At 53.6% G+C, this 23,234-nt stretch carries 20 protein-coding genes; 8 read left to right on the top strand and 12 right to left on the bottom strand.

The window, feature by feature from the left end; genetic code table 11:
- Nucleotides 1-32: 32 nt before the first annotated feature.
- The 7 genes from C5O24_RS02220 to gdhA all read left to right on the top strand — a co-directional run bounded on the left by C5O24_RS02220 (nucleotide 33) and on the right by gdhA (nucleotide 8,632).
- A complete protein-coding gene (locus C5O24_RS02220; RefSeq protein ID WP_370585868.1) occupies nucleotides 33-1,463 on the top strand; it encodes a glycoside hydrolase family 125 protein in 1,431 nt (476 codons plus the stop codon).
- A gap of 199 nt (nucleotides 1,464-1,662) precedes the next feature.
- Nucleotides 1,663-2,451 carry a ParA family protein gene (locus C5O24_RS02215; protein ID WP_107036293.1) on the top strand — a complete coding sequence of 263 codons (789 nt, stop codon included), beginning with the start codon at nucleotides 1,663-1,665 and terminating at the stop codon, nucleotides 2,449-2,451.
- A complete protein-coding gene (locus tag C5O24_RS02210) occupies nucleotides 2,448-3,329 on the top strand; it encodes a ParB/RepB/Spo0J family partition protein (protein ID WP_107681383.1) in 882 nt (293 codons plus the stop codon). Before C5O24_RS02215 ends, C5O24_RS02210 begins: the two co-directional genes overlap by 4 nt.
- A gap of 271 nt (nucleotides 3,330-3,600) precedes the next feature.
- Nucleotides 3,601-4,233, top strand: coding sequence for a DUF5683 domain-containing protein (locus C5O24_RS02205; RefSeq protein ID WP_133165434.1), 633 nt, complete (start codon nucleotides 3,601-3,603; stop codon nucleotides 4,231-4,233).
- 31 nt (nucleotides 4,234-4,264) lie between these two features.
- Complete coding sequence (locus tag C5O24_RS02200) at nucleotides 4,265-5,896, top strand: lytic transglycosylase domain-containing protein (protein ID WP_161553764.1); 1,632 nt, start codon at nucleotides 4,265-4,267, stop codon at nucleotides 5,894-5,896.
- 213 nt (nucleotides 5,897-6,109) lie between these two features.
- Entirely contained in the window at nucleotides 6,110-7,150 is a 1,041-nt protein-coding gene (locus tag C5O24_RS02195; RefSeq protein ID WP_107036289.1) for a BF3164 family lipoprotein, read from the top strand.
- A 144-nt stretch (nucleotides 7,151-7,294) separates the two neighbouring features.
- Complete coding sequence (gene gdhA / locus C5O24_RS02190) at nucleotides 7,295-8,632, top strand: NADP-specific glutamate dehydrogenase (protein WP_107036288.1); 1,338 nt, start codon at nucleotides 7,295-7,297, stop codon at nucleotides 8,630-8,632.
- 81 nt (nucleotides 8,633-8,713) lie between these two features.
- Here gdhA and C5O24_RS02185 read toward each other — a convergent pair whose 3' ends face one another.
- The 7 genes from C5O24_RS02185 to C5O24_RS02155 all read right to left on the bottom strand — a co-directional run bounded on the left by C5O24_RS02185 (nucleotide 8,714) and on the right by C5O24_RS02155 (nucleotide 16,777).
- Nucleotides 8,714-9,910: a tyrosine-type recombinase/integrase gene (locus C5O24_RS02185; protein WP_107036287.1), complete on the bottom strand. Its 1,197-nt coding sequence runs from the start codon at nucleotides 9,908-9,910 to the stop codon at nucleotides 8,714-8,716.
- A 96-nt stretch (nucleotides 9,911-10,006) separates the two neighbouring features.
- A complete protein-coding gene (locus C5O24_RS02180; RefSeq protein WP_107036286.1) occupies nucleotides 10,007-11,491 on the bottom strand; it encodes a lipopolysaccharide biosynthesis protein in 1,485 nt (494 codons plus the stop codon).
- Nucleotides 11,492-12,205, bottom strand: a complete 714-nt coding sequence (locus tag C5O24_RS02175; protein ID WP_107036285.1) for a GIN domain-containing protein — start codon at nucleotides 12,203-12,205, stop codon at nucleotides 11,492-11,494.
- Nucleotides 12,202-13,221 carry a tRNA dihydrouridine synthase DusB gene (gene dusB / locus C5O24_RS02170; protein WP_107036284.1) on the bottom strand — a complete coding sequence of 340 codons (1,020 nt, stop codon included), beginning with the start codon at nucleotides 13,219-13,221 and terminating at the stop codon, nucleotides 12,202-12,204. The genes C5O24_RS02175 and dusB overlap by 4 nt, the downstream gene beginning before the upstream one ends.
- Nucleotides 13,222-13,337: 116 nt before the next feature.
- On the bottom strand, nucleotides 13,338-14,591 hold the full coding sequence (locus C5O24_RS02165) for a M16 family metallopeptidase (RefSeq protein ID WP_107036283.1): 1,254 nt from the start codon (nucleotides 14,589-14,591) through the stop codon (nucleotides 13,338-13,340).
- A gap of 19 nt (nucleotides 14,592-14,610) precedes the next feature.
- Entirely contained in the window at nucleotides 14,611-15,489 is an 879-nt protein-coding gene (gene fabD / locus C5O24_RS02160; RefSeq protein WP_107036282.1) for an ACP S-malonyltransferase, read from the bottom strand.
- 88 nt (nucleotides 15,490-15,577) lie between these two features.
- Complete coding sequence (locus tag C5O24_RS02155; RefSeq protein ID WP_107681381.1) at nucleotides 15,578-16,777, bottom strand: MFS transporter; 1,200 nt, start codon at nucleotides 16,775-16,777, stop codon at nucleotides 15,578-15,580.
- A gap of 224 nt (nucleotides 16,778-17,001) precedes the next feature.
- Here C5O24_RS02155 and C5O24_RS02150 point away from each other — a divergent pair, with 224 nt between their 5' ends.
- A complete protein-coding gene (locus C5O24_RS02150; RefSeq protein WP_107036280.1) occupies nucleotides 17,002-17,505 on the top strand; it encodes a flavodoxin in 504 nt (167 codons plus the stop codon).
- Nucleotides 17,506-17,524: 19 nt separating this feature from the next.
- On the opposite strand, the gene C5O24_RS02145 is transcribed toward C5O24_RS02150, so the two are convergent.
- The 5 genes from C5O24_RS02145 to rpsO all read right to left on the bottom strand — a co-directional run bounded on the left by C5O24_RS02145 (nucleotide 17,525) and on the right by rpsO (nucleotide 23,197).
- A complete protein-coding gene (locus tag C5O24_RS02145; RefSeq protein WP_107036279.1) occupies nucleotides 17,525-19,372 on the bottom strand; it encodes a peptidase U32 family protein in 1,848 nt (615 codons plus the stop codon).
- A gap of 87 nt (nucleotides 19,373-19,459) precedes the next feature.
- Nucleotides 19,460-20,362, bottom strand: coding sequence for a glycosyltransferase family protein (locus tag C5O24_RS02140; RefSeq protein WP_107036278.1), 903 nt, complete (start codon nucleotides 20,360-20,362; stop codon nucleotides 19,460-19,462).
- Nucleotides 20,363-20,374: 12 nt separating this feature from the next.
- Nucleotides 20,375-21,427: an aldose epimerase family protein gene (locus tag C5O24_RS02135; protein ID WP_107036277.1), complete on the bottom strand. Its 1,053-nt coding sequence runs from the start codon at nucleotides 21,425-21,427 to the stop codon at nucleotides 20,375-20,377.
- Nucleotides 21,428-21,543: 116 nt separating this feature from the next.
- Complete coding sequence (locus C5O24_RS02130) at nucleotides 21,544-22,716, bottom strand: LegC family aminotransferase (RefSeq protein WP_107681380.1); 1,173 nt, start codon at nucleotides 22,714-22,716, stop codon at nucleotides 21,544-21,546.
- 205 nt (nucleotides 22,717-22,921) lie between these two features.
- Nucleotides 22,922-23,197: a 30S ribosomal protein S15 gene (gene rpsO / locus C5O24_RS02125; protein ID WP_107036275.1), complete on the bottom strand. Its 276-nt coding sequence runs from the start codon at nucleotides 23,195-23,197 to the stop codon at nucleotides 22,922-22,924.
- Between the last annotated feature and the right edge of the window lie 37 nt (nucleotides 23,198-23,234).

Below are 23,234 nucleotides of genomic sequence, written 5' to 3'. Positions count from 1 at the left end.
AAAGACCGTTGCTTTTGCTCGCTGTGTCGGCCATGATGCCGGTGGCCGTCAGGGCAGTCGATATGCGGTGCGATGTCTGCCGGCAGGATAATACGGCCATACCTGTGTCCGGGCGGACGGTCACGGGAGAGCGTCCTCCGGTCGCGGAGCGTCTGTTCACGTCGAAGGCTGTGGAGGAGAGGATACGCCGGATCAAGGCGCAGCTCACCAACCGAAAGCTTGCCGAGATGTTTGAGAATTGTTTTCCGAACACTCTCGACACAACCGTGCATTTCCGCAAGGATGCCGACGGTACGCCCGACACTTTTGTCTACACCGGCGATATACCGGCCATGTGGCTTCGTGACTCCGGCGCCCAGGTGTGGCCTTATGTGGCTCTCGCGGCTGAAGATATTCAGTTGAAGGAACTCATAGCCGGTGTGATACGCCGACAGTTGCGCAGCATCATTCTTGATCCATACGCCAATGCGTTCAACGATGGCCCGACCGGAGGCGAGTGGCAGAGCGACTTCACGGACATGCGCCCCGAGGTGCATGAGCGTAAGTGGGAGATCGACTCGCTTTGCTATCCCATACGTCTTGCCTATGAATATTGGAAGCGCACGGGCGACGATTCGATATTCAGGAGCGGCGAGTGGCAGCAGGCTATGGCGCTTATAGTGCAGACCTTCCGACAGCAGCAGCGCAAGGATGATAAAAAAGGCCCCTATCGGTTTCTGCGACGCACCGACCGGGCTCTCGATACTCTCAACAATGCCGGATGGGGAGCTCCTGTCAGCGGCTGTGGCCTTATAGTGTCATCGTTCAGACCATCCGACGATTCTACGACTCTGCAATATCTCGTACCCTCCAATTTCTTTGCCGTGACATCGCTCCGTAAGGCAGCCGAGATTCTGACCGAGGTTAATGGCGATGCAGCTTTGGCAGGGGAGTGCCGTTCGCTTGCCGACGAGGTTGAAACCGCTCTGAAACGGCATGCCACCTATGAGCATCCGGAATTCGGCACGATATATGCTTATGAAGTCGACGGCTTCGGCAACCGTATGCTCATGGATGACGCCAATGTCCCCTCGCTGCTCTCGATGGCATATCTCGGCGATGTCGACATGAATGACCCTGTCTACCGCAACACACGCTCCTTTGTGTGGAGTCAAAGCAATCCTTACTTTTTCAAAGGCAAGGCCGGAGAAGGTATAGGCGGCCCTCATGTAGGCTATGACATGGCTTGGCCGATGAGTCTGATGATGCGTGCGTTCACATCCACCGACGACGAAGAGATACGCGCCTCGCTGCGCATGCTTCTTGATACCGACGCCGGCACCGGATTCATGCACGAGTCGTTCAACGTAGACAATCCGGCTGACTTCACCCGCCCGTGGTTTGCGTGGCAGAATACCCTTTTCGGTGAGCTGATCATACATCTGGTCGATTCGGGCAAGCTTGAGCTGCTCAATACGCTCTGATCGCTCTTTAAGCATATCCGCCACGCCCGTTGGCCTGTCATAACCCCGCCGAAGAAGCTTCTGAAAGCCTCGTCGGCGGGTTTTCAACATTCATGGCGATTTATCAACATTTAACTCATTTTTGCCGTGGAACATTTGCGCAGCGTGTTGAAATCAAGCTATCTTTGCAGCGTGTAACATCAGTCACAAGTAAAAACACATGGGCAAGATAATTGCAATAGCAAATCAGAAGGGAGGAGTGGGAAAGACCACAACCACGATCAATCTCGGAGCGTCGCTCGCAGCCGAAGGGAAAAAGGTGCTCATAATCGATGCCGATCCGCAGGCCAACGCCACGTCGGGTTATGGAATCAATCCTGATCAGATGACTTCGTCGATCTACGAATGCCTTGTCGACGACTATCCTTTGGAAGGATCGCAGGTGCCTACCTGTGTCGAAGGGCTGGAACTTGTAGGATCGCGGATCGACCTGGCGGGTGCGGAACTGGAATTGATCAACCGCCCGAATCGTGAGCGCGTTCTGTCGAAAGTGCTTGCGCCCGTAGCCGACAAATACGATTATATACTTATCGACTGCTCTCCGTCGCTCGGCCTGATAACGGTCAATGCGCTGACGGCCGCCAACTCTGTCATAATACCTGTGCAGGCCGAATATTTTGCCCTTGAAGGCATCACCAAGCTGATCAACACTATCCGTATCATCAAGCCGCGTCTGAATCCGTCGCTTGAGATAGAGGGATTCCTGCTGACGATGTATGATGCACGCTTGAGGCTCGCAAATCAGATCTACGAAGAACTGAAAGGTCATTTCGGCGACATGGTGTTCAACACCGTCATTCCACGCAATATACGTCTGAGTGAGGCTCCCTCGCATGGTCTGCCGGCACTCGTCTATGATCCGGAAAGCCGTGGCGCTACATCGCACAACGCGTTGGCTAAGGAGATTATCAACAAGCAGAAGAAAAAAGCTAAAGCCACATCGAAATGAAACCGAAAAGACAGGCGCTTGGCCGCGGACTTGATTCACTGATACCTATGGACGATGTGCCCGCATCGGGCGCTTCAGCCATTAACGAGATAGATATAGAGCTCATACAGCCCAATCCCGATCAGCCGCGCAGCAACTTCGACGAGGAGTCGCTTGCCGAACTGGCGGTTTCTATCAGAGAACTGGGTATAATACAACCCATATCGCTACGCAGCGTCGGCGGCAACTATCAGATCATAGCCGGAGAACGCCGCTACAGAGCTGCCCGCATGGCCGGACTGTCGACAGTCCCGGCATATATACGCGTGGCCAGCGACAGTGAGCTGACAGAGATGGCTCTGATCGAGAATATCCAGCGTGAGGATCTTAATGCGATAGAGATAGCGCTGACATTCAAGAAACTGATAGAGCGCTACGATCTTACGCAGGAACGTCTGAGTGAGCGTATCGGCAAGAAACGTGCTACGGTAGCCAACTTTCTGCGCCTTCTCCGGCTTCCGGCCGAAGTGCAGCTCGGTTTGCGCGACAAGCGTCTTGATATGGGGCATGCGCGCGCGCTGCTTGCCATAGATGATCCTACGGTGCAGCTGAAGATATATAAGCGCATCCTCAAGGAGGGGCTTTCGGTGCGTAAGGTAGAGGATCTGGTGAAGTCTATCCGCGAAGGATCTGCGGAGGCGCGCAGCACTGGTGAGAACACATCGCTGTCGAAGGATTTCGAATTGCTGCGCAATCATCTTTCAAGCAAATTCAACACTCCTGTCCACTTCACCTGTTCGGCCTCCGGATCCGGCAAAATCACCTTCAGCTTCAAGAGCGAAGATGAACTTGAAAGATTAATTACTATCTTTGACGACGTGAAAGCTCAGGAGGGCTGACAAATACAACCATATTATACTGATAGATCTGAATAAACAAAAGAAACTCAGCGGGATAGGCATGCGCAAAGGAAACGGTAGCAATAGAAGACTGTTTAGCCCGGCGGCTTCTTTGGCAATGATCGTTATGGTCATTGTGGCATTGCTATGTCCTTTTAACATTTTTTGTCAGAATACCCGTCCGATAAAGCCGGTCAAGCGTCAGCATAAGGTAGAAGTACCAGATTCAATACCTTTAGGTCAGCCTGCCATACAGCCGTCGGAGGTCGTCGTGGATTCAGTCTATGCCACAGCCACATCCGACAGTCTTATATTACTGCCGGTGGATTCAATCAAGATAGTAGATTCACCCCAGATGGCTCTGCTGCCTGACTCGATTAAAGAAACAGTCGGAATAAGCCGTAATGTCAGGGAATTCAATCCCGACCCTATGAGAGCCGTGTGGATGTCGGCGCTGTTTCCCGGACTGGGGCAGGTCTACAACCGTCGTTACTGGAAACTGCCGCTTGTGGCAGCCGGATTCATGGGACTTGGATATGGCGCGTCGTGGAACAACTCCATGCTGAAGGACTATACACGCGCCTATGGTGATATTATGGATAATGATCCGAACACCAAGAGCTACATGGATTTCTTCCCCGCCACGGTCAAGGAGGAGGATCTCGACAAGACATGGCTCACAAATATATTGAAATCACGCAAGGACTTTTATCGCAGAAACCGCGATCTGTGTATTATCTCCATGGTGGGAGTGTATCTGCTTGCGATAGTCGACGCATACGTCGACGCGTCGCTGGCGCATTTTGATATATCTCCCGATCTTTCAATGGAGGTGGCCCCTGCCGTAATACCCGATACACGCACACGACCCGGACTTGGGCTGCAGTGGGCGTTGCGTTTCTGACGATTGATGATCCCTGCATAGATACATGATCATGAAGAAATCAATTATAACACTATTTACCGGACTGCTCGCGCTCACCGCAACGGCTAAAGGGCTGTCCATTCTCGACATCAAGCATTCGATCACCGACGACAATATCGTCGCGCCGGAGAGTTTTGAAACCAAAACCCGTGAACTGCAGGAAAATTTCTATCTCAAGCATTACGCTGCGCGTGCCGACGAATCGGCCTCTACGCCGGTCAAAGGCAATCCTGCCGAATACGAGGAGCTGCTGAGCCAGCTGCCGGCGGAGATAGAACTGCCATATAATTCCATTGTGGGCAATTATATCGACATGTATCTCGGAAAGCGTCGTGATCTTGTGGCTGATCTGCTTGCTCTCAACAATTATTACGGCAACATATTCGTAGAAGAGCTGCTGCGAGAGAAGCTTCCTCTTGAGCTGCAGTATCTGCCTATCATCGAGTCGGCGCTGAATCCCAACGCTGTGTCGCGTGTGGGCGCATGCGGACTCTGGCAGATGATGCCAGCCACAGCTGTGGGTCTGGGACTTGAGGTGAATTCGCTCGTTGACCAGCGTCGCGATCCTCGCCTTGCATCGCGCTATGCGGTGAGATATCTCAAGCAGCTGTATGAGATCTATGAGGATTGGTCGCTGGCCATAGCCGCCTATAACTGCGGACCCGGTAATGTCAACAAGGCGTTGCGACGCGCAGGAGGCACCGGCAAGAAAGATTATTGGGAAATTTACAACTTCCTTCTGCCGGAAACCCGCGGATATGTGCCGGCGTTCATTGCAGCCAATTTCGTGATGAATTATTACGGTAAGTACGGCATAAGACCTACAGTTGTGAAGCAGAAGTTGATTACCGATACGGTGTTGGTAGACAAACGCGTGCACTTCAATCAGATAGCTCAGGTGCTCAACATACCGGTTGAGGAGATCAGAATGCTCAACCCGCAGTTTCGCAAGGATATCATACCCGGTGACAATCATCCCTACGCTCTTGTTCTCCCCTCACAGCAGGTGCTCAGCTACATAATGAGTGAACAGGCTATCCTCGACATGAATTCGGACGCTTATGCCCGTCGAACTCATGTAGAACCTGGAGAAAGTCTGGAGCGTCAGCCCGACGGCTCTTCCTATGTGACGCGCATGATCACCAAAACACATACTGTGGGTCGCGGAGAGAATCTCCGCTCCATAGCCCGCAAATATGGTGTAAGCGCCACGGACATCAAGCGATGGAACAATATGAGGAGCGGAAAAGTGCATCGCGGCAAGAAGCTGAAAATACAGACTTATGAAAGAATCCGAATAAATGCCGATTCGACATCGGTGGCATCGACCGGAGACAGCGTGCAGCCGGAAAGCAATGACGGACAGCCGGCGGTGGCTCAGGCAGAGCCGAAGTCTGCTGCCGCAGATTCGCGGAGCGTCACGGCTGCGAAGACACCCGCCAAGCAGACTGCAGCCAAGAAGTCAAAGCCAAAAACAGCTGCGGCATCGACTACAACCTACACCGTGCGTCGCGGCGACAATCTGAGCAAGATCGCCAAACGTTTCGGCACAACAGTCGCAGCCATACAGAAGGCCAACGGAATGTCGGGCACACGTCTCGATATAGGCGACAAGCTCAAGATACCTGCCCGTAGACGTTGAGACCGGCGTTCCGATCATTCATCCGGTTACTTTTAGAGATTGTCTAAAATTCATATCACTTTGCTTTTGAGAGTCTTTCCAGCGTCTCTTTGTTTGCTCCCCGGTCATGTAGCTACGGCTACACTCCCTCATCACAAACAAAAATCCATCTGACAATCCTTCTCAAAATCCGTATTATTAAATTTAGACAATCTCTTACTACATACTCAAGCAATGATGAAATTTTACTGTGCGTGGTTTGCATTATCGACCGTTTTGATTTCGATGCCGTTGACCGGATGTTCGGTTCAAAAAGCTAATGACATAGAGCGCAGAGATATCCTTGTAGAGGATGCAGAGATTGCTCCCGAACCGATGATCGGACGCCCGCTTTCGATGCAAAGAGCCGGTGATTATCTTCTTATTCTTGACAACAAGACTGATTCGCTGGCTCATCTTGTCGACGTTGCCTGCGGCCGGTATGCCGGTAATTTCGTTGCCAAGGGGGTTGGCCCCGGTGAATTCGGCAATGTGGTGATGTTTTCGACGATCCCCGGACGCGATGATGCCTTCACGCTTCTTCGCGCCGACAACAGGGATCTGTATGTGGCCGAAGTCGAGGGCACCGACAGTCTGTATCTCACATATACCCGCATTCTGAATCTCGATACATGGAATGTGGGATCGCTGGCCGACGGTGGCTATATCGGCACAGACGGCTATGTAGAGTATCCAGAGATATTCACGATGTTTGACCGTGAGGGACATGTGACAGGCCACTATGGCGACCGTATGCCTGAAGACAGGGCGGCTAAAGCCGGGAATGTGGCTATGACCGCCGCCTATCAGTTTGGGTTCGCCGTTTCGCCCGATGGCAGGAAGGTTGTTGCAATCGCTTCAGGTGACGAGGCTGCAGCTTTTTTCCGTCTGGAAGCCGACACACTGCGCGCTGTCAATCAGTTTCGCAACAGTTCGATGAAACATCGGTTTGCCGACGGACAATATCTTGGTGTGGACGGGCATGAAGAAGTTAGATTCCTTGAGGGAACAGCCGACAACGAGCGTGTCTATATCCTTTATGACGGCAGGCAGTTAGACGACTCCAACTGGACGGGCAATATGCTTTGGGTCTATGACTGGGATGGCAATAAGGTTGGAGAATATGCTCTTTCGCGTCGGGTGCGTGCGATGACCGCTCCTGATGAATTCGGCCGCATCTATGCCATAAGTCAGGATGGTACTGACCCGATTCTTGTAAGTTTTTCTGTAAGATAATGCATGTAGATGCATTCATCTCTTTTTTAACTAAAATTAAACTGTTAGATGCTCCACCTGCAACTGTTTTAATAGTATATTTGCAGCATCAATAACCAAAATCAAAGGTTAACCAATATCTCTATACCTTAAAGAATCAGAAAAATGGACATCAACAGTATCATGAACTCCCTGGAGGTGAAACACCCCGGTGAAAAGGAGTATCTGCAGGCTGTAAGGGAAGTGCTGATGTGTGTGGAAGAAGTCTACAACCAGCATCCTGAGTTTGAGAAAGCCCGTATAGTCGAGCGTATGGTAGAACCCGACCGCATAGTGACATTCCGTGTCACTTGGACTGACGACCGCGGCGAAGTGCAGACCAACCTCGGTTATCGCGTGCAGTTCAACAACGCTATAGGCCCGTACAAGGGTGGTATCCGTTTCCATGCGAGTGTAAATCTGTCGATACTTAAGTTCCTCGGATTCGAGCAGACATTCAAGAACGCTCTTACCACCCTTCCGATGGGCGGCGGCAAGGGTGGCAGTGACTTCTCGCCGCGTGGCAAGAGCGACGCGGAGATCATGCGCTTCTGTCAGGCGTTCATGCTTGAGCTTTGGAAAAATATCGGTCCTGACCGTGATGTGCCTGCGGGCGACATTGGTGTTGGCGGCCGTGAGGTAGGCTATATGTATGGCATGTACAAGAAGCTGCGCAACGAGTGTGACGGATCCATGACCGGCAAGGGACTTGATTTCGGCGGCTCGCGCATACGTCCGGAGGCTACGGGATTCGGCGCTCTTTATTTCGTGCAGAGCATGCTGGCCGAAAAGAATGATTCGATCAAGGGCAAGACTGTCGCAGTCAGCGGGTTCGGAAATGTGGCCTGGGGTGCGACTCTCAAGGCCAACGAACTTGGAGCCAAAGTGGTGACGATCTCCGGTCCCGACGGATACATCTACGATCCCGAGGGAGTGAGTGGCGACAAGATCAACTATATGCTTGAGCTTCGTGCATCGGGCGAGGATATTGTGGCTCCGTATGCCGAGCGCTATCCTGAAGCCACGTTCTATCCCGGACGCAAGCCGTGGGAGCAGAAGGTGGATATAGCTCTGCCGTGCGCCACGCAGAACGAGCTTGACGGCGATGATGCACGTCAGCTCATAGCCAACGGAGTGAAGATGGTGGCCGAGGTGTCAAACATGGGATGTACGCCTGAGGCTATCGATGCGTTCATCAGCTCGCACACCACCTATGCCCCCGGCAAGGCTGTCAATGCGGGTGGAGTAGCCACTTCCGGTCTGGAGATGAGCCAGAATGCCATGCACCTGCAGTGGAGTGCCGAGGAGGTCGACGAGAAGCTTCACGTGATCATGCGCGATATTCACGAGCAGTGTGTGAAATACGGAACCGAACCCGATGGATTTATCAATTACATGAAGGGTGCCAACATCGCCGGCTTCATGAAGGTGGCCAATGCCATGATGGGGCAGGGCGTGATCTGACCCGAGTATATCCGTCAGTGAGTATTTTCAAGACCCTGTGCGTCGTAGTCGATGCACAGGGTCTTGCATGTTTTGGCGGTGTCAGACCGAATCGATTATAAGTGAGTTGGCCGAATCGATGGCCGATGTGTCAAGGCTTGCCAGGTAAATGCGGGTTGTCGTTTCGGAGTTGTGTCCCATGCCTTCGCTGATAATGCTCAAAGGCACCCCCTTGATTCTTGCTGCCGAAGCCCAGCTGTGGCGGGCGCAATACATTGTAAGCCGCTGTGATGAATCGACAAGTGCTGCCAGTTTTTTGAGACTGCTGTTGATCGATGACGAAATATTGCGGTACACCTGCCTTTCGTCGATATCCTTGCGGGTGATGATCGGCAGCAGATACTGGGTGGGGTTGCATGGATATTTGTCGACAATGGCCTGCATTTCCCGCGTCCAGCCTACGGTCAGTTGCTGTCCGGTCTTGCGCCGCCGGTAGGTGACGCGTCCTCCGTCGAGATCCGATTTGCGGAGAAAGGCCATGTCGACAAAACTCATGCCTCGCAGGAAGAAACTCATCATGAACATATCGCGTGCAAAGTCGAGTTTCGGATGACGCGCCAGTGACAATGCCCTTATCCGGCTTATGGTCTGGATCGGGAGCGCTCTTTTTACGGTCTTGTCAATGCCGGTATAGACATGCCGGAAAGGATGGCGGTTGTCGAAGCCGGCTTCCTCAGCTGCGCGGTTGTAGACGGCCCTAAGCACACGCATATAGAACGATGAGGTGTTGCAAGTGATGCCGTTGAGTCGCATCGATGTTTCATATCGGCTGAGCATATCGGGAGTGAGGCAGTCTATTCTGACATCATTGTCATTGCGGAAACGCCTGAAACTGTTGAGTGTCGTGCGGTATATTTCGGCGGTGCGAGGCTTGCCCCTGCCGCGCAGAGTGGATATCTGCCTGTCCATATATGTGAAGAGCGAGTACAGTCGCGAAAATCTCATGAATTCCGCGGCTACATCATCGGCAGAGAATGGCACAGACGAGTGTGTCAGTCGGTCTATGATCCGGCGCAGGTGCTCAAGATCATGATGTACGCTCTCTTTTGCCTCGGTCACGTATTGTTCGCGCTGGTTCGGGCTGCGTCCTGCAGATGCCGTGTCATTCCATTCGCATGCATACAGTCTGTAGCCGCTTGAAACGGTTCGCGAGCGGCCAAGATGGCTGATCATATAGACTATGCTTCCGGGATGCTCCGCGCGGCATCCGGGTCTGAACTTTACTTTGATTGAAGTCATGTCGTTGACAGTTGATGGTTCGTGTCAAAGCAAAGATGCAAATCACGACCCAATCATTCACGGTCATGATCATAGCGGGATATCATTTCAGCGGAGTCAGCGTATGAAGCGCGAGCGCAAGTGACCGATCACTTCCGACTGTATGCGCGAACCGGCAATTTTGTTAAGTCCCATATATATAGCGCCTCCGATGAGGAGTTGCCCTACGGTGAGCAGCAGTGGCGAGCCGGTAAGCCATGTGAGCATGGAGGCGAGTGTCACCGAAATCAGTGCTGTGGCGGCATAAGGCAGCGAGTCGCTTGCAAACTGCCATGCGTTGCGTCCGGATAGTCTTGAGGCCACGACAAGAGTGACTCCCCATGTAAGGACGGAGGCTCCGATCTGTCCCCAGAGCAGAATAGCTATGCCGAGTGTGGGATCTTCGGCCGTTTCGAGGGCGATGAACGGCCATGTGAGCGCTATGGCGATGAGTGCGGCCGAGTCGCGCAGCAATTCGGTGACGACTATCAGCCGCGAGCGGCCGAGTGCCAGTATGTAGTTGTTGTAGAGGCTGCTCAATACGGTGAATATGCCTCGCAGCATCAGAAGTTGAAACAGATATATGGCCGCATCCCATTTGGAGCCGAAGCATAGATGAAACAGTGCGGTGGTCACTGTTATGGCCAGTCCGCAGCAGGGGAAAAGCAGATATGATGTGAAACGGTTCATCTTGGCTGTCGATGCTGCAAAGCGCCGTGGATCGTCTTGAAACTGCGACAGCGCGGGCAGAAACGACTGTGTGAATATTGCCGTGAGCGATGATATGCCCATGTTGCTCCATTTGTCGGCCTGGGTGTAGTAGCTCAATGGCAAGACTCCGGCTCTCATGCCTATTATAAACGCATAGATGTTTTTGAACAGGATATTGAGAAACGCTCCACCCATCATGCCCGAGCCTACTTTGAAAAAGCCTTTAAGCGATCGCAGTGATATGCGAAAGAGTGGAGTCCAGTGGCCGGTGGCCCAGAGTATGATGGATTTTACGGCGGAGAGTATCAGGGTCTGCCATACGAGCGCCCACACTCCCATCCCTTCGACAGCCATCCATATAGCGGCGACCGAACTGATGATGAGTCCGAGTGCATTGCTGACAGTGATCATTTTCACCTGCATACGCTTCATGAGCCGGTTGGTCTGCACTATGGCAGTGGCGTTGATGACAAATGCGAGCAGAGCCACCCGCGCCACCGGTATGATGCGCAGATCGTTCTGGAATATGCGTGCTATGAGCGGGGCACAGAAGTAAAGGATTATGTATATGGCGGTGGCTACAGCCATGTTGAGCCAGAACACTGAGCTGTAGTCAAGGCGGCTCACGCGTTTTTTCTGAATCAGCGCCGATGAGAAGCCGCTGTCGACAAACAGGGCTGCAAAGGCCGCGAACACCATGACGGCTCCGAGCAGGCCGAAGTCGTCCTTAGGCACTTCACGCGCGAGCACTATCCCGGTGACGGTATAGAGAGCCATCGACAACAGTTTGTCGATGGCGTTCCATTTGACAGTGCCGGCCACGCGGCGTTTCATTTCCGCCTGCTGGGCCATTTATTTGCTTTCGGTCTGATCTATCGGTGATGTCTTGACTCCTACGGAGCGGTTTTTGATCGACGGCTGTCCTTTGTAGTAGACGGTGCCGGATCCGGCTCCCATCACCGAAAGCTCCTCTTTGGGGCTGCAGCCGATAGATCCGGTGCCCCACAGGCTGCACTTGACAGAGTTGGCTGTCAGTCCGTCGGCCTGGATGTTGCCTTTGCCGGTGGTCGACAATTTGGCCTGGTCGGCCGATCCGTAGATGGTTATGGTGCCGTTGCCGGTGTCGATCGATGCGTCGACCTGATTGGCTTTCACGTTGCGTACGAGCAAGTGGCCGTTGCCGATAACCCGTGCTTTGAATTTCGGGCCGGGAGCTATGCTGACCACTCTTACAAGCGAGTCACCGGAATTTTCCACTTTTGACAGGAAATTGGAATAGACCGTCACGGTGGGCAGACCGTCGTATTTACCGTTTTCCTTTGTGGCGAGCTGTATCTCAAGTTTAGACTTTCCGGGGACGAAGTATATGGCCGATGCCAGTTCCGGCGATGTGTTGAACACGGCTTTTCCTGCCGAATCAGGATTGCAGCGGTAGTCGACATTGATGCCGTCCGTCACCTTCAGTTCGGTGAAGTCCTTTACGTCGAGCTCATAGCGTGTCGGTTCGGCCGCGTAGGCTGCAACGGCCGCTGTGGCTAAAATGATGGGGATGAGTTTGCGTTTCATATCTGTTGGGTTGTGGTGGGGTTTCGTTTGATTTCCTGTGTCGACAGCTGTTCTTCCACTTGGTTGAGTATGGCCGACAGTTCGTCGTAGGTCGATGCGCGCAGCATGGCTATGCGTGTGTCCCTGAAATTGGCTATGCCCTTGAACAGCGGCGAGGCTGCCAGATGACGGCGTATGTGGAGTATCCCGCGGTATTCGTCGATGCGTTCTATGCTCTCGGTGATCTGACGGCGCAGTATGGCGAATTTCTCGGCGTCTGTGATCATCGGCTCATCTTCGCCTGTTATAGCTGCTTTCATCGAACGGAATATCCATGGGGCGCCGATAGAGGCGCGTCCGACCATCACTCCGTCCACTCCATAGCGGTCGAATGCTTCGCGTGCTTCCTGTCCGGTAGTGATGTCGCCGTTGCCTATGAGCGGTATGGTCAGCCGGGGATTCTCTTTCACGCGGGCAATCATTTCCCAGTCGGCCCAGCCGGTGTACATCTGCGCTCTTGTGCGGCCATGCACCGTAAGCGCTTTTATGCCGCAGTCCTGCAATTGTTCGGCGAGAGTGGCTATGAGACGGTGGTCGGCATCCCACCCTGTACGGGTCTTGACCGTGACAGGAATATTGACCGCTTTGACCACTGCTGAGGTGATTTCAAGCATTTTTGGTATGTCGCGCAGCATTCCGGCTCCGGCTCCTTTTCCGGCCACTTTTTTTACCGGACATCCGAAGTTGATGTCGATCACATCGGGCTGAGCCTGTTCCACTATTCTGGCAGCCTCGACCATCGACTGCGTGTCGCGGCCGTAGATCTGTATGGCGGCCGGACGCTCAGCCGGTCTGATCTTGAGTTTGCGTGTGGTGGCGGCTATGTTGCGTATCAGCGCGTCGGCCGACACGAATTCCGTGTAAGTGAAGTCGGCTCCCTGCTCTTTGCAGATGAGTCGGAATGATTCGTCGGTCACATCCTCCATCGGAGCGAGGAGCACCGGACGCTGTCCTAATTGTATATCACCAATATTCATCAGTCACGAAGTTAATGCAATGTCGGTAAATATGCAAGTGATTAGAGTAAAAGATGCGTCGGGGGAGCAATGTTTCACGATGTTTCGCAGGCACACAGGTGTCCGTCGGCGGCTGATCAATGCAGAGTGAGAGTCGACAGTCGCTCCGGATCAATCAGTTTCAATACCTGCCTGAAGTCATCAGGTGTGATGCTCTCGATAGCTTTGCGGCAGTCGTCGGTGGTCATGACTTCGCCGCGCAAAAGGAAACTTCTTGCGGCAGACATCACGGCGTTCTCACGTTGTTCGGAAGAGATGACGGTCTGTCCCGAAAGCTGTCGTTGGGCTTGTCGGAATTTCCGCTCCGACAGGCCGTCGGAGGAAAGTCGTCCGAGTGCGCGCCGCATCACGTCTAAACAACGGGCATGATTGTCGGGATCACATCCGAAATACACGGTCAGCAGTCCGCAGTCGCTGTATAGTGCCAGTGACGATTCTACGGTGTAGACAAGTCCACGGCGTTCACGCAGTTCTACGTTGAGCAGTGAGTTCATGCCCGGGCCTCCGATTATGTTTGACAGAAGCGACAGGGCAAACCGGCTGTTGTCGTAAAGGCTTGCGGTGATGACACCGCTGAGCGTGTGGGCCTGATGACGCGACGATCCCCGATCGATAATGAATGGTGCGGCTGTGGCGGCGGGAATGGGTGTGTCAGCGCCATTGGAGCGGCGCGTGAATCGCTCGAATGCTCCGCTTACTGTGCGGATCACCTTTTCAGGACGTTCGGAGCCGGCATAGAAAACGATCGACGAATCGATGGTGAAATGGCGTTCGAGCCATTGACGGCATTTTTCAGGAGTAAAAGTGGCGAGGGTATCGCATGAACCCAGAATATTGTGAGCCAGCGGTGATCCGGCAAATATCAGTTCGTCGAAGTCGTCGTAGACGGCTTCGGATGGGGAGTCGAGATATGAATTGATCTCATCCTCCACCACAGAGCGTTCTTTGTCAAGCTGCTGTGCGGGAAACACCGAGTCGGTCACCAGGTCGGCTATCAGGCCGGCAGCCCGTCGCAGGTTGCCTTTCGGGAAAACACTGTAGACGTTGGTCTCCTCTTTAGTGGTGAAAGCGTTCAACTCTCCTCCTACAGACTCAAGGCAGTTGACTATATGACAGGCTTTCCGATGGATTGTGCCTTTGAATATGGTGTGCTCTACAAAGTGGGCCAGACCTTCTTCGCCCGGCATTTCGTCGCGACTTCCGGCTCTTACGGCCATACCGAAATACTCCACATCCCCCGCGAGGGGAATGTGGAGCAGTCGTAACCCTGTCGGCAGGGTCATATGGCTTATAGCCACGGGGTTGCGCTCACTCTTGTGGTGAGTGGTCATAGCAGTGTGGCTGTAGTGATCACTGTATGCCGCTGACGGTGGCGTTGCGGTCGATTTTTGCGACAAGACCCTGAAGCACCTTGCCCGGTCCGACCTCAACAAATTCTGTAGCTCCGTCGGCAATCATGTTCTTGACGGTCTGTGTCCAGCGCACGGGTGCGGTAAGCTGAGCCACCAGATTGGCCTTGATCTCTTCGGGATCGGTGTGGGGCTGTGCGTCGACGTTCTGATATACGGGGCATATCGGTGTGTGGATCTCTGTGCGGGCTATGGCCTCGGCCAGTTCGGCGCGGGCAGGCTCCATGCAGGGCGAGTGGAAGGCGCCTCCCACTTTGAGTTTGAGAGCACGTTTTGCACCGGCTTCGAGCAGTTTCTCGCAAGCAGCGTCGATGGCTTCTGTCTCGCCGGAGATGACGATCTGTCCGGGGCAGTTGTAGTTGGCGCACACGACGATACCGGGCACTGACTCACAGATTTCTTCTACTTTTTCATCGGGGAGAGCGAGTACGGCGGCCATTGTCGAGGGTTTGATCTCGCAGGCTTTCTGCATGGCCATGGCGCGTGCGGCCACCAGTTTCAGGCCATCCTCGAAGCTGAGCGCTCCGGCGGCGGTCAGTGCGGAGAATTCGCCGAGCGAGTGTCCGGCCACCATGTCGGGGTTGAAGTCGCTTCCCATGGTCTTGGCAAGTATTACAGAGTGGAGGAATATGGCGGGCTGTGTGACTTTGGTCTGCTTGAGGTCTTCGTCGGTGCCTTCAAACATTATGTCAGTGATGCGGAAGCCGAGTATTTCGTTGGCTTTCTCAAACATTTCGTGCGCTGTGGCATTGTTGTCGTAGAGGTCTTTGCCCATGCCGACAAACTGGGCACCCTGGCCCGGAAAAACAAATGCTTTCATAAAATAACGTTTATGTTTGTTTCTGATTGGTCGTTGTATGTCTGCAAAATTACGATAAAAAATTGAGATACGGAAAGATGCATCGTCCTTATTGCTTCTTGTCGGCCGGTTTCATGTCGGGGAGCAGTGCGGCCACGATGCCAAGCAGGGGGAGGAGTGTGCTCACGCGGAATACAAATTGTATGTCGGTCATTTCGGCAAGCCATCCGAAGAAGGCTGCTCCGATGCCGCCAAGGCCGAACGAGAGGCCGAAAAACAGTCCGGCGATGGTGCCGATATGTGCTGGCTTAAGTTCTGTAGTGAAAACGAGTATGGCCGAGAATGCCGATGAGATCACAAGGCCTACAATCACCGACAGTGCTATAGTCATGGCATATCCCGCGTAGGGCAGACACAAGGCGAAGGGCGCGGCTCCGAGGATTGAGCACCAGATGACGTATTTGCGGCCGATCTTGTCGCCGATGTACCCGCCGGCCACAATGCCGATGGCCGATGCGGCGAGAAATGCAAACAGACACAGCTGGGCGTCGCGGATCGATATGCCGAACTTGTCGATGAGGAAGAATGTGAAGTAGCTCTGCATGCTTGCCAGAAAAAACTGTTTGGAGAAGGTGAGCAACACCAGTACTGTCATGGCGCGTCTGATCTGCTTCTCTGTCAAGTGGACCGATCTGATGACTTTTGCCGCTTGCGATGCCATGCGTGTGGCCACGTATCGGCGATACCACCGGCCTATCCATGTGGTGACAATAGCTCCGAGCACGAGGGCGAGAGCAAACCATATCACGGCGCCTTTGCCGTGGGGCAAAACTATCATGGCTGCCAGTAGAGGGCCTATGGCTGTACCTCCGTTTCCTCCCACCTGAAATATCGACTGTGCGAGTCCCTTGCGGTATCCGGCGGCGTTCTGTGCCACGCGTGAGGCTTCGGGGTGGAATATTGACGATCCGATGCCCACTACCGCCACCGAGGCGATGATGAAGTGGAAACTGTCGGAAAAGGCGAGCATGACAAGTCCGGCAAGTGATATGCACATGCCGAATGTGAGGGCGAACGGGCTCGGATGACGGTCGGCATACCGGCCTACGAAGGGCTGAAGTATCGACGAGGTCATCTGAAACACAAATGTGATGATTCCTATTTGTATGAATGTCAGTCCGAAGTCGTCTTTGAGTATCGGGTAGATCGACGGAATTACCGATTGCACCGCATCATTGAGAAGATGGGCGATGCTTATGGCAAAAAGTATTGAAAATGTGGTTTCTATCGAAGTGTCAGTGCTACGCATAAATCAATAATAATGGACGACCGGTATGTCGCCGGTCGGTCTGTGTCCGGTTAAATCGCGGCAAAATTACCGATTTTTTCTGTAACTCCGGCAAAAGATGTCAGCTCAGTGTCTGTCGGCAAGAGGGCTGCTGTGTGGAATTTCAGGTATTATCCGGTGATATCAGATGCCGAACATTACAGCTCCGGAGTCCGTTGTATTTACAGACTAAACAATATGAGATTATGAAAAATACCGGAATTTTTTATGGATCTACTACCGGAACCACCCTGGAGGTGGCCGAGATGATAGCGAAGTGTCTTGGTATAAAGGAGAGCGATATCCACAATGTGGCTACGACGGCTCCGTCGGAAGTGGCAGCGTATGATCTGCTGTTGCTTGGCACGAGTACGTGGGGCGACGGCGAAATGCAAGACAATATGGATGATTTCTCTCATGGGCTTGAAGTCATGGATCTGAGCGGCAAGGAGATCGCGCTGTTCGGCTGTGGCGACGAGTCGATGAGCGATACGTTCTGCAATGCCGTCGGCGAGCTGTATTCGCGTCTGAAGGATACCGGTGCGAAATTTATCGGTGCTGACTTTGGAACCGACGGATATAGCTTTGACAGTTCGGAAGCCGACAAGGATGGCCATGCCGTGGGTCTGCTGATCGATAATGTGAATCATCCGGATCTGACTCAAGGCCGTATCGAGGATTGGTGCCGGATGGTCGCTGCACAGGAATAGTTGCAGGCTTAGACTGCAGCTATAGGCTGACTACGTGCATCCGGCAGTTTCGGCAGTCAAATTCAAGTCCGAGTCTGATGTTGCCCGACTGGAGCGTGAGCTGCTGCGGCCAGAGACGTCCTGTGGCTGTTTTCAGACATCGGTCCATTTCGCGGCGAAGGCAATAACGTGTGGTCATCAGTCGTGTCCCCGGTTTGACGTTGCCGCTTGCTTCCATTGCCGGGTCAATGGCAGTGGCTCCGTGTTGTCGGTATAATTCGTGGGCGAGGTGATTGGCCACATTGTCAGAGGGCGTAATGACTGTTGAAGGAAGCGGGCTGGCAGTCGCGGGGTCAGATGGTTGTCCGGGACGTTCGCGTTCATAAGTAACATGTCGGACTCTTTGCAGGCTGTCGACAGCCTGACGTCGGAGTTCGGTCAGTGCGGCGGCGGGAACGAATATGTCGGCGCAACGGTCGGTCACCCGCTCTATCCTGAAGTCAGTGCCTCCGGTCTTGGCGAGAATCTCGGCTCGGTGAGGCAACGGGTCGCGCTGGGCTTTCGGAAACTCTCCTTCGAGCCGTAGGGCGGTGTAATTGCCATCCTCGTCCTCTATGCGCAGTGCGATGCCGCCTGTGACGCTATATAGTTCTATCCGGGCTGAAATGGTTCGTGATGCGGTGGGACGCGTCATTATGTCGTCCCACTGTTTGTCGGTGTTGCGGTATAGTGTGGTGCCTGGTTTTATTGATGTTGGCGATGCCGGAAACAGCCTGTTGCCGTCAGCTTTGTTCAGACGGAATCCGGTGTATTGTCCGTTGGTGTCGAAATATCCGAGTCCGTCGCCGTTATGAAGTTCGGCGGTAAGATTAGCTTCTATACGGTTGCCTTGGCTTCGCACGACTTTTCCAACCGGCTGGCCGATCCATTTTGGGGTGAGCGTCGATGCCATTTGGCCTTGTGGATTATTTCCGTAGCCGAAGTAGCCGGTAAATCCGCGGTTGAAGCTCTTCTCCGGATCGGGTGTGAAAGTGAGTCGGCTGGTGCCTGACGATGATCTGCGCAGTGTGCCTTCCGAAGCGTCGACGATGCGGTTGAGAGCGTTGCTGTATGCTCCGACGACGTTTTTTACGTAGGCCTCATCTTTCAGCCGTCCTTCTATTTTGAATGACGTGGCTCCGGCTTCGATCAGTCGGTCGAGCGACGTCAGCCGGTTGAGATCGCGCAACGACAGCAGATGTCGTCGCTCGATGATTTTCTCGCCCGAGGGTCCGGTGAGATCAAACGGCAGACGGCATATCTGCGCGCATTCTCCACGGTTGGCGCTGCGTCCTTTCAGTGCCTGGCTGGCACGGCAGTCGCCGCTGTAGCTCACGCAGAGCGCGCCGTGTACAAATACTTCGACCGGTATTGTTATTGCGCCGGCAATATCGGCGATTTCGTCGAAAGTCAGTTCACGAGGAAGCACAAGACGTGTGAATCCGAGCGACTGCAGGAACTGTGCTTTGGCGGGTGTGCGGATGTCGCACTGTGTGCTCGCATGGAGGGCCATGGGCGGAAGGTCGAGGCGGGTAATGCCGAGATCCTGCACTATCAGAGCGTCTATGCCGCAGCGATACAGCTGGTGTATCATACGTTCCACTTCAGCCAGTTCGCTGTCGTAGACGATAGTATTGACGGTGGCATATATCCTTGTGTCAAATCTGTGGGCGAAGTCGGTGGCGCGTTGCAGGTCGTCGAATGAATTGGACGCGACATGACGGGCGCCATGACTGGGCGGACCGATATATACTGCGTCGGCACCATGACGGATGGCTTCGATCGCAATATCGGCGTTGCGTGCCGGTGCGAGTAGTTCGAGCTGTTTCGCTTGGTCGGATCTGGGCATTGGTCTGGCAGTATGGAATCCAATAAAGAGGGGAGCGCCCGCTTGTCATGGCCGGTGGGCGCTCCCCGTATATTGTCGTTAAGATTGTCAGAAGAGTTTTTCGGGATAGGTGCCGTCGGCATGGAGCTGTGCGAATTTCTCAACCACTCCCGGACGGTCGGCGGCATATGTCACACCGAACCATTTGCTGTCGGTGTCAAGCACCTTTACGCTTGCTTCGCCCGACTTGATCAGTGTGTCGATCGCCAGAGGGATGAAGAATTCGCTCTTGGGGGTGTTTATGTAGCGGTCAAGGAACCGGCGGAATTCGCGTTCGCTGTAATCGAAATAGTCGGGAGTGAAGCCCCAGAGATTCATTGAAACCGGTGTGGCGGGATCAAGAGTCTGCTCTGTGCCGTTTTCGTCGGTGAATACTATGCGGCCCTCCTTGTCGTAGCTGATGGCTGTGCGCTCCACGACCGATTCCAGATTTCCGTCCTTGGTCGAGCAGACGCCACGCGCCACGGAGCCGTTTTCGGTCATGGTGTTGCCGACGCGGAAACCGACCATGCAGTAGTCGCCTTTGCGGTCGCGCGGACGTGAGAGTTCTTTGGCAATGACCTCAAAAGCATTGCGGCCGTAGAAGTCGTCGGCATTGATGACTGCAAACGGCTCCTTGATAGCGTTCTTGCCCATGAGCACAGCGTGATTGGTGCCCCAGGGTTTGGTGCGATCCTCAGGACATGTGTAGCCTTCGGGCAGATCGGTGATTGACTGGAATACAACTTCCACAGGTATGTGTCCTTCGTATTTCGAAAGGATCTTTTCGCGGAAATCCTGTTCGAAATCCTTGCGTATTACAAACACAATCTTGCCGAATCCGGCGTGTATGGCATCATAGATCGAGTAGTCCATGATTGTTTCTCCGTGGGGGCCGAGGCCGTCGAGCTGCTTGAGGCCGCCATAACGGCTTCCCATGCCGGCTGCAAGAACGAATAATGTCGGTTTCATTAGCGTTTCTGTTTATTTGGTTTTGAATGAGAATTTGATAGTTTCGTCGTATTTCTCGCCAGGGCGGAGCACTGCCGACGGGAAGTCGGCATGGTTGGGTGCGTCAGGCATGTTCTGGCATTCGATGGCCACTCCGTCGTAGTCGTCATACGGGCGGCCGGCCTTGTTTGCCGGCGAGCCGGCGAGCCAGTTGCCGGTGTAGACCTGTGCGGCCGGCTGCGTGGTGCTGACTTCCAGAATGCGGCCTGACGGTTCGGACGACAATATGGCTACCGTCTTCAGTTCGCCTTTGCGTATCGGTCCGTGGGCTACCCAGCAGTTGTCATATCCTTTTCCGTAGTTGAGTGCCGGAAAATCGGTCTTTATGTCGCGGCCGATCTTTTTCGGGGTAGTGAAATCCATGGGTGTTCCGGCTACCGGAGCAAACTCGCCTGTCGGTATGAGGGTGTCGTCGGTAGGCAGATATCTGCTGCATTCGAGCTGCAGTTCGTGGTCGAGTATCGATCCTGCGTTATGGCCTTCGAGATTCCAGTAGGCGTGGTTGGTGAGATTGATAACAGTAGGAGCGTCGGTTTCGGCCTGCAGGCGCAGTGTCAGCACATTATCGTCGGTCCACGCATATGTGGCCTTTACCGTGAGATTGCCCGGATATCCTTCTTCGCCGTCGGGGCTTGTACGGTAGAATGTCACGGTGCCCTCCTGGGCATTTGCCTCTGAATCCCATATACGGTTCATGAATCCGGTAGGGCCGCCATGCAGGGCGTTCGGGCCATTGTTGATGGCCAGAGTATAGTCTTTGCCGTCGAGTGTGAAGTGGCCTTTGGCTATGCGGTTGGCGAAGCGTCCGGGGATCTTGCCTGCACAGGGTCCGTCGGCAATATAGTCGGCCGGATCAGCATATCCGATCACGACGTCGTCAAGTTTGCCGTTGCGGTCGGGTACCTCTGTTTTTACTATGCCGGCTCCGAGCGATGACAATGTGACGCTGGCTCCTGTAGCGTTGGTGAGTGTATAGAGCGTGATTTCGCCCATCGGTGATGGGGCAGTCTGTCGGGAGATTTTCATGATGTAGTAGCTTATGGTAATAATTCTGTATGCAAAGTTAATGTTTTCGTCGACTATTTTTGCTTTTTGCCGGTAGAATTTGCAGTTAGTGTCGGTATTCGGGCTAAATGCAGTGGTCAATAGCGAGGGGCAGTCACTCCCGAAGGTATGTTGACCAGACGGTCGGCAATGTCGCGGCTCACCCTGATGCCGTCGGTGGCGGCGGATTCCCACATTCTGAGGTTTGGCATAAGTTCCCACACCGGGCGAGTCTGTATGCCATGGTTGTTGGTGTATTCCAGAAAAGAGTCGCGCGCGGTACGGTCGGGGAGCAGTATGGCATTGAGCCAGTAGTTTGATCGGGTGCCCTCCGGTTCGGTCACGAATTCGATTCCGTCGATATTCTCGAAGAATCGACGGTATGCTTCGGCCGTACGTCGTTTGTCGGCGATAAAATTCGGAAGCTGTTCGAGTTGCGCGCATCCGAGGGCCGCATTAATGTTGGGCATCCTGTAATTATATCCGATCGAGTCATTGTTTAATTCCCATCGGTGTGGCACTTTGGCCTGCGTGGTCAGGTGTTTTGCACGCCGTGCCATTGTTTCGTCGGAAAACAGCAGCATTCCGCCGCCTCCGGTAGTGATTGTTTTGTTGCCGTTGAAGCTCAACGCTCCTATCGGGGCGATGGTGCCGGTGTGGCGTCCGTGGTAGAGCGATCCGACGCTCTCTGCCGCGTCCTCTATGAGTTTGATGTGCCATCGCTCGCATATGTCGACCAGTCGGTCGAGCCGTGCGGGGTGTCCGAACGTGTGCATCACTACTGCTGCGCTGATACGCGCTCCGGTTGTCTTGTTGCGGCAATTACCGTTGTTGTCAACGTCGGCATTTGCTTCAAGCCATGCTTCGAGTGCGTCGGGCGACAGGCCGAGTGTTGACCGGTCGATGTCGATGAACACCGGACTCGCTCCCGTATATGCGATTGCATTACAGGTGGCTATAAACGTCAGTGGCTGTGTGATGACTTCGTCGCCGCGTTCCACATCGCTCAATATCAAGGCCATGTGGAGGGCGGCGGTGCCGTTCACTGTGACAACCGCGCCTGCAGCTCCGGTGTATCGAGCCATTTCAGATTCGAACCGATCTACAAATGCTCCGACGCTTGACACGAATGTGGTGTCGATGCATTCCTCAAGATATTTCTTTTCGTTTCCGGCGAATGTCGGCGAGTGAAGTGCTACGGTCTGTCCGTCGGCAGCGTTGTAGTTGTGACGGATAAACTGCGTTATTTCGCAGAAATCGTTATTGGTCATGTCTGTATAGCTGAACTAAGCCACAAAGTTAGTAAAAATGGGTCGTAATCGATAGCGTTTTGTCAGGATATTTTCACGGGTGTTGTTTCGTGGGAAGTGAATGGGTATTTAATATCCGGCTATAAATGAATCGGCAGAGGAATCCATGATGATGGATGCCTCTGCCGATTGTGTTGTCGTCGGGCAATCGCCGCTATGGCAGCGATCACTTTCTGATACCGAGCTCCTTCTTGGCGATGAGGGCACGATAGCGGTTGATGTCGGTCTTGATCAGATAGTCAAGAAGACGACGGCGCTTGCCGACAAGAGCCTTAAGGGCGCGTGCTGTGGTATAATCTTTGTGATTTGACTTGAGGTGCTCAGTCAAATGAGCGATACGGACCGAGAATAATGCAATCTGCGCTTCAGGCGAGCCAGTGTCAGTCTTGCTCTTACCGTATTTCTCAAAGATTTCCGCTTTTTCTTCAGAATTCAAATGCATTCTTTGGAATTTTTAGGGGTTTATGATGAAATTATAT

The organism is Paramuribaculum intestinale, from assembly GCF_003024925.1.
Lineage (GTDB): Bacteria > Bacteroidota > Bacteroidia > Bacteroidales > Muribaculaceae > Paramuribaculum > Paramuribaculum intestinale.
Note: the sequence above shows the minus strand (reverse complement) of the source record. Positions and strands in the feature narration are given on the sequence as shown.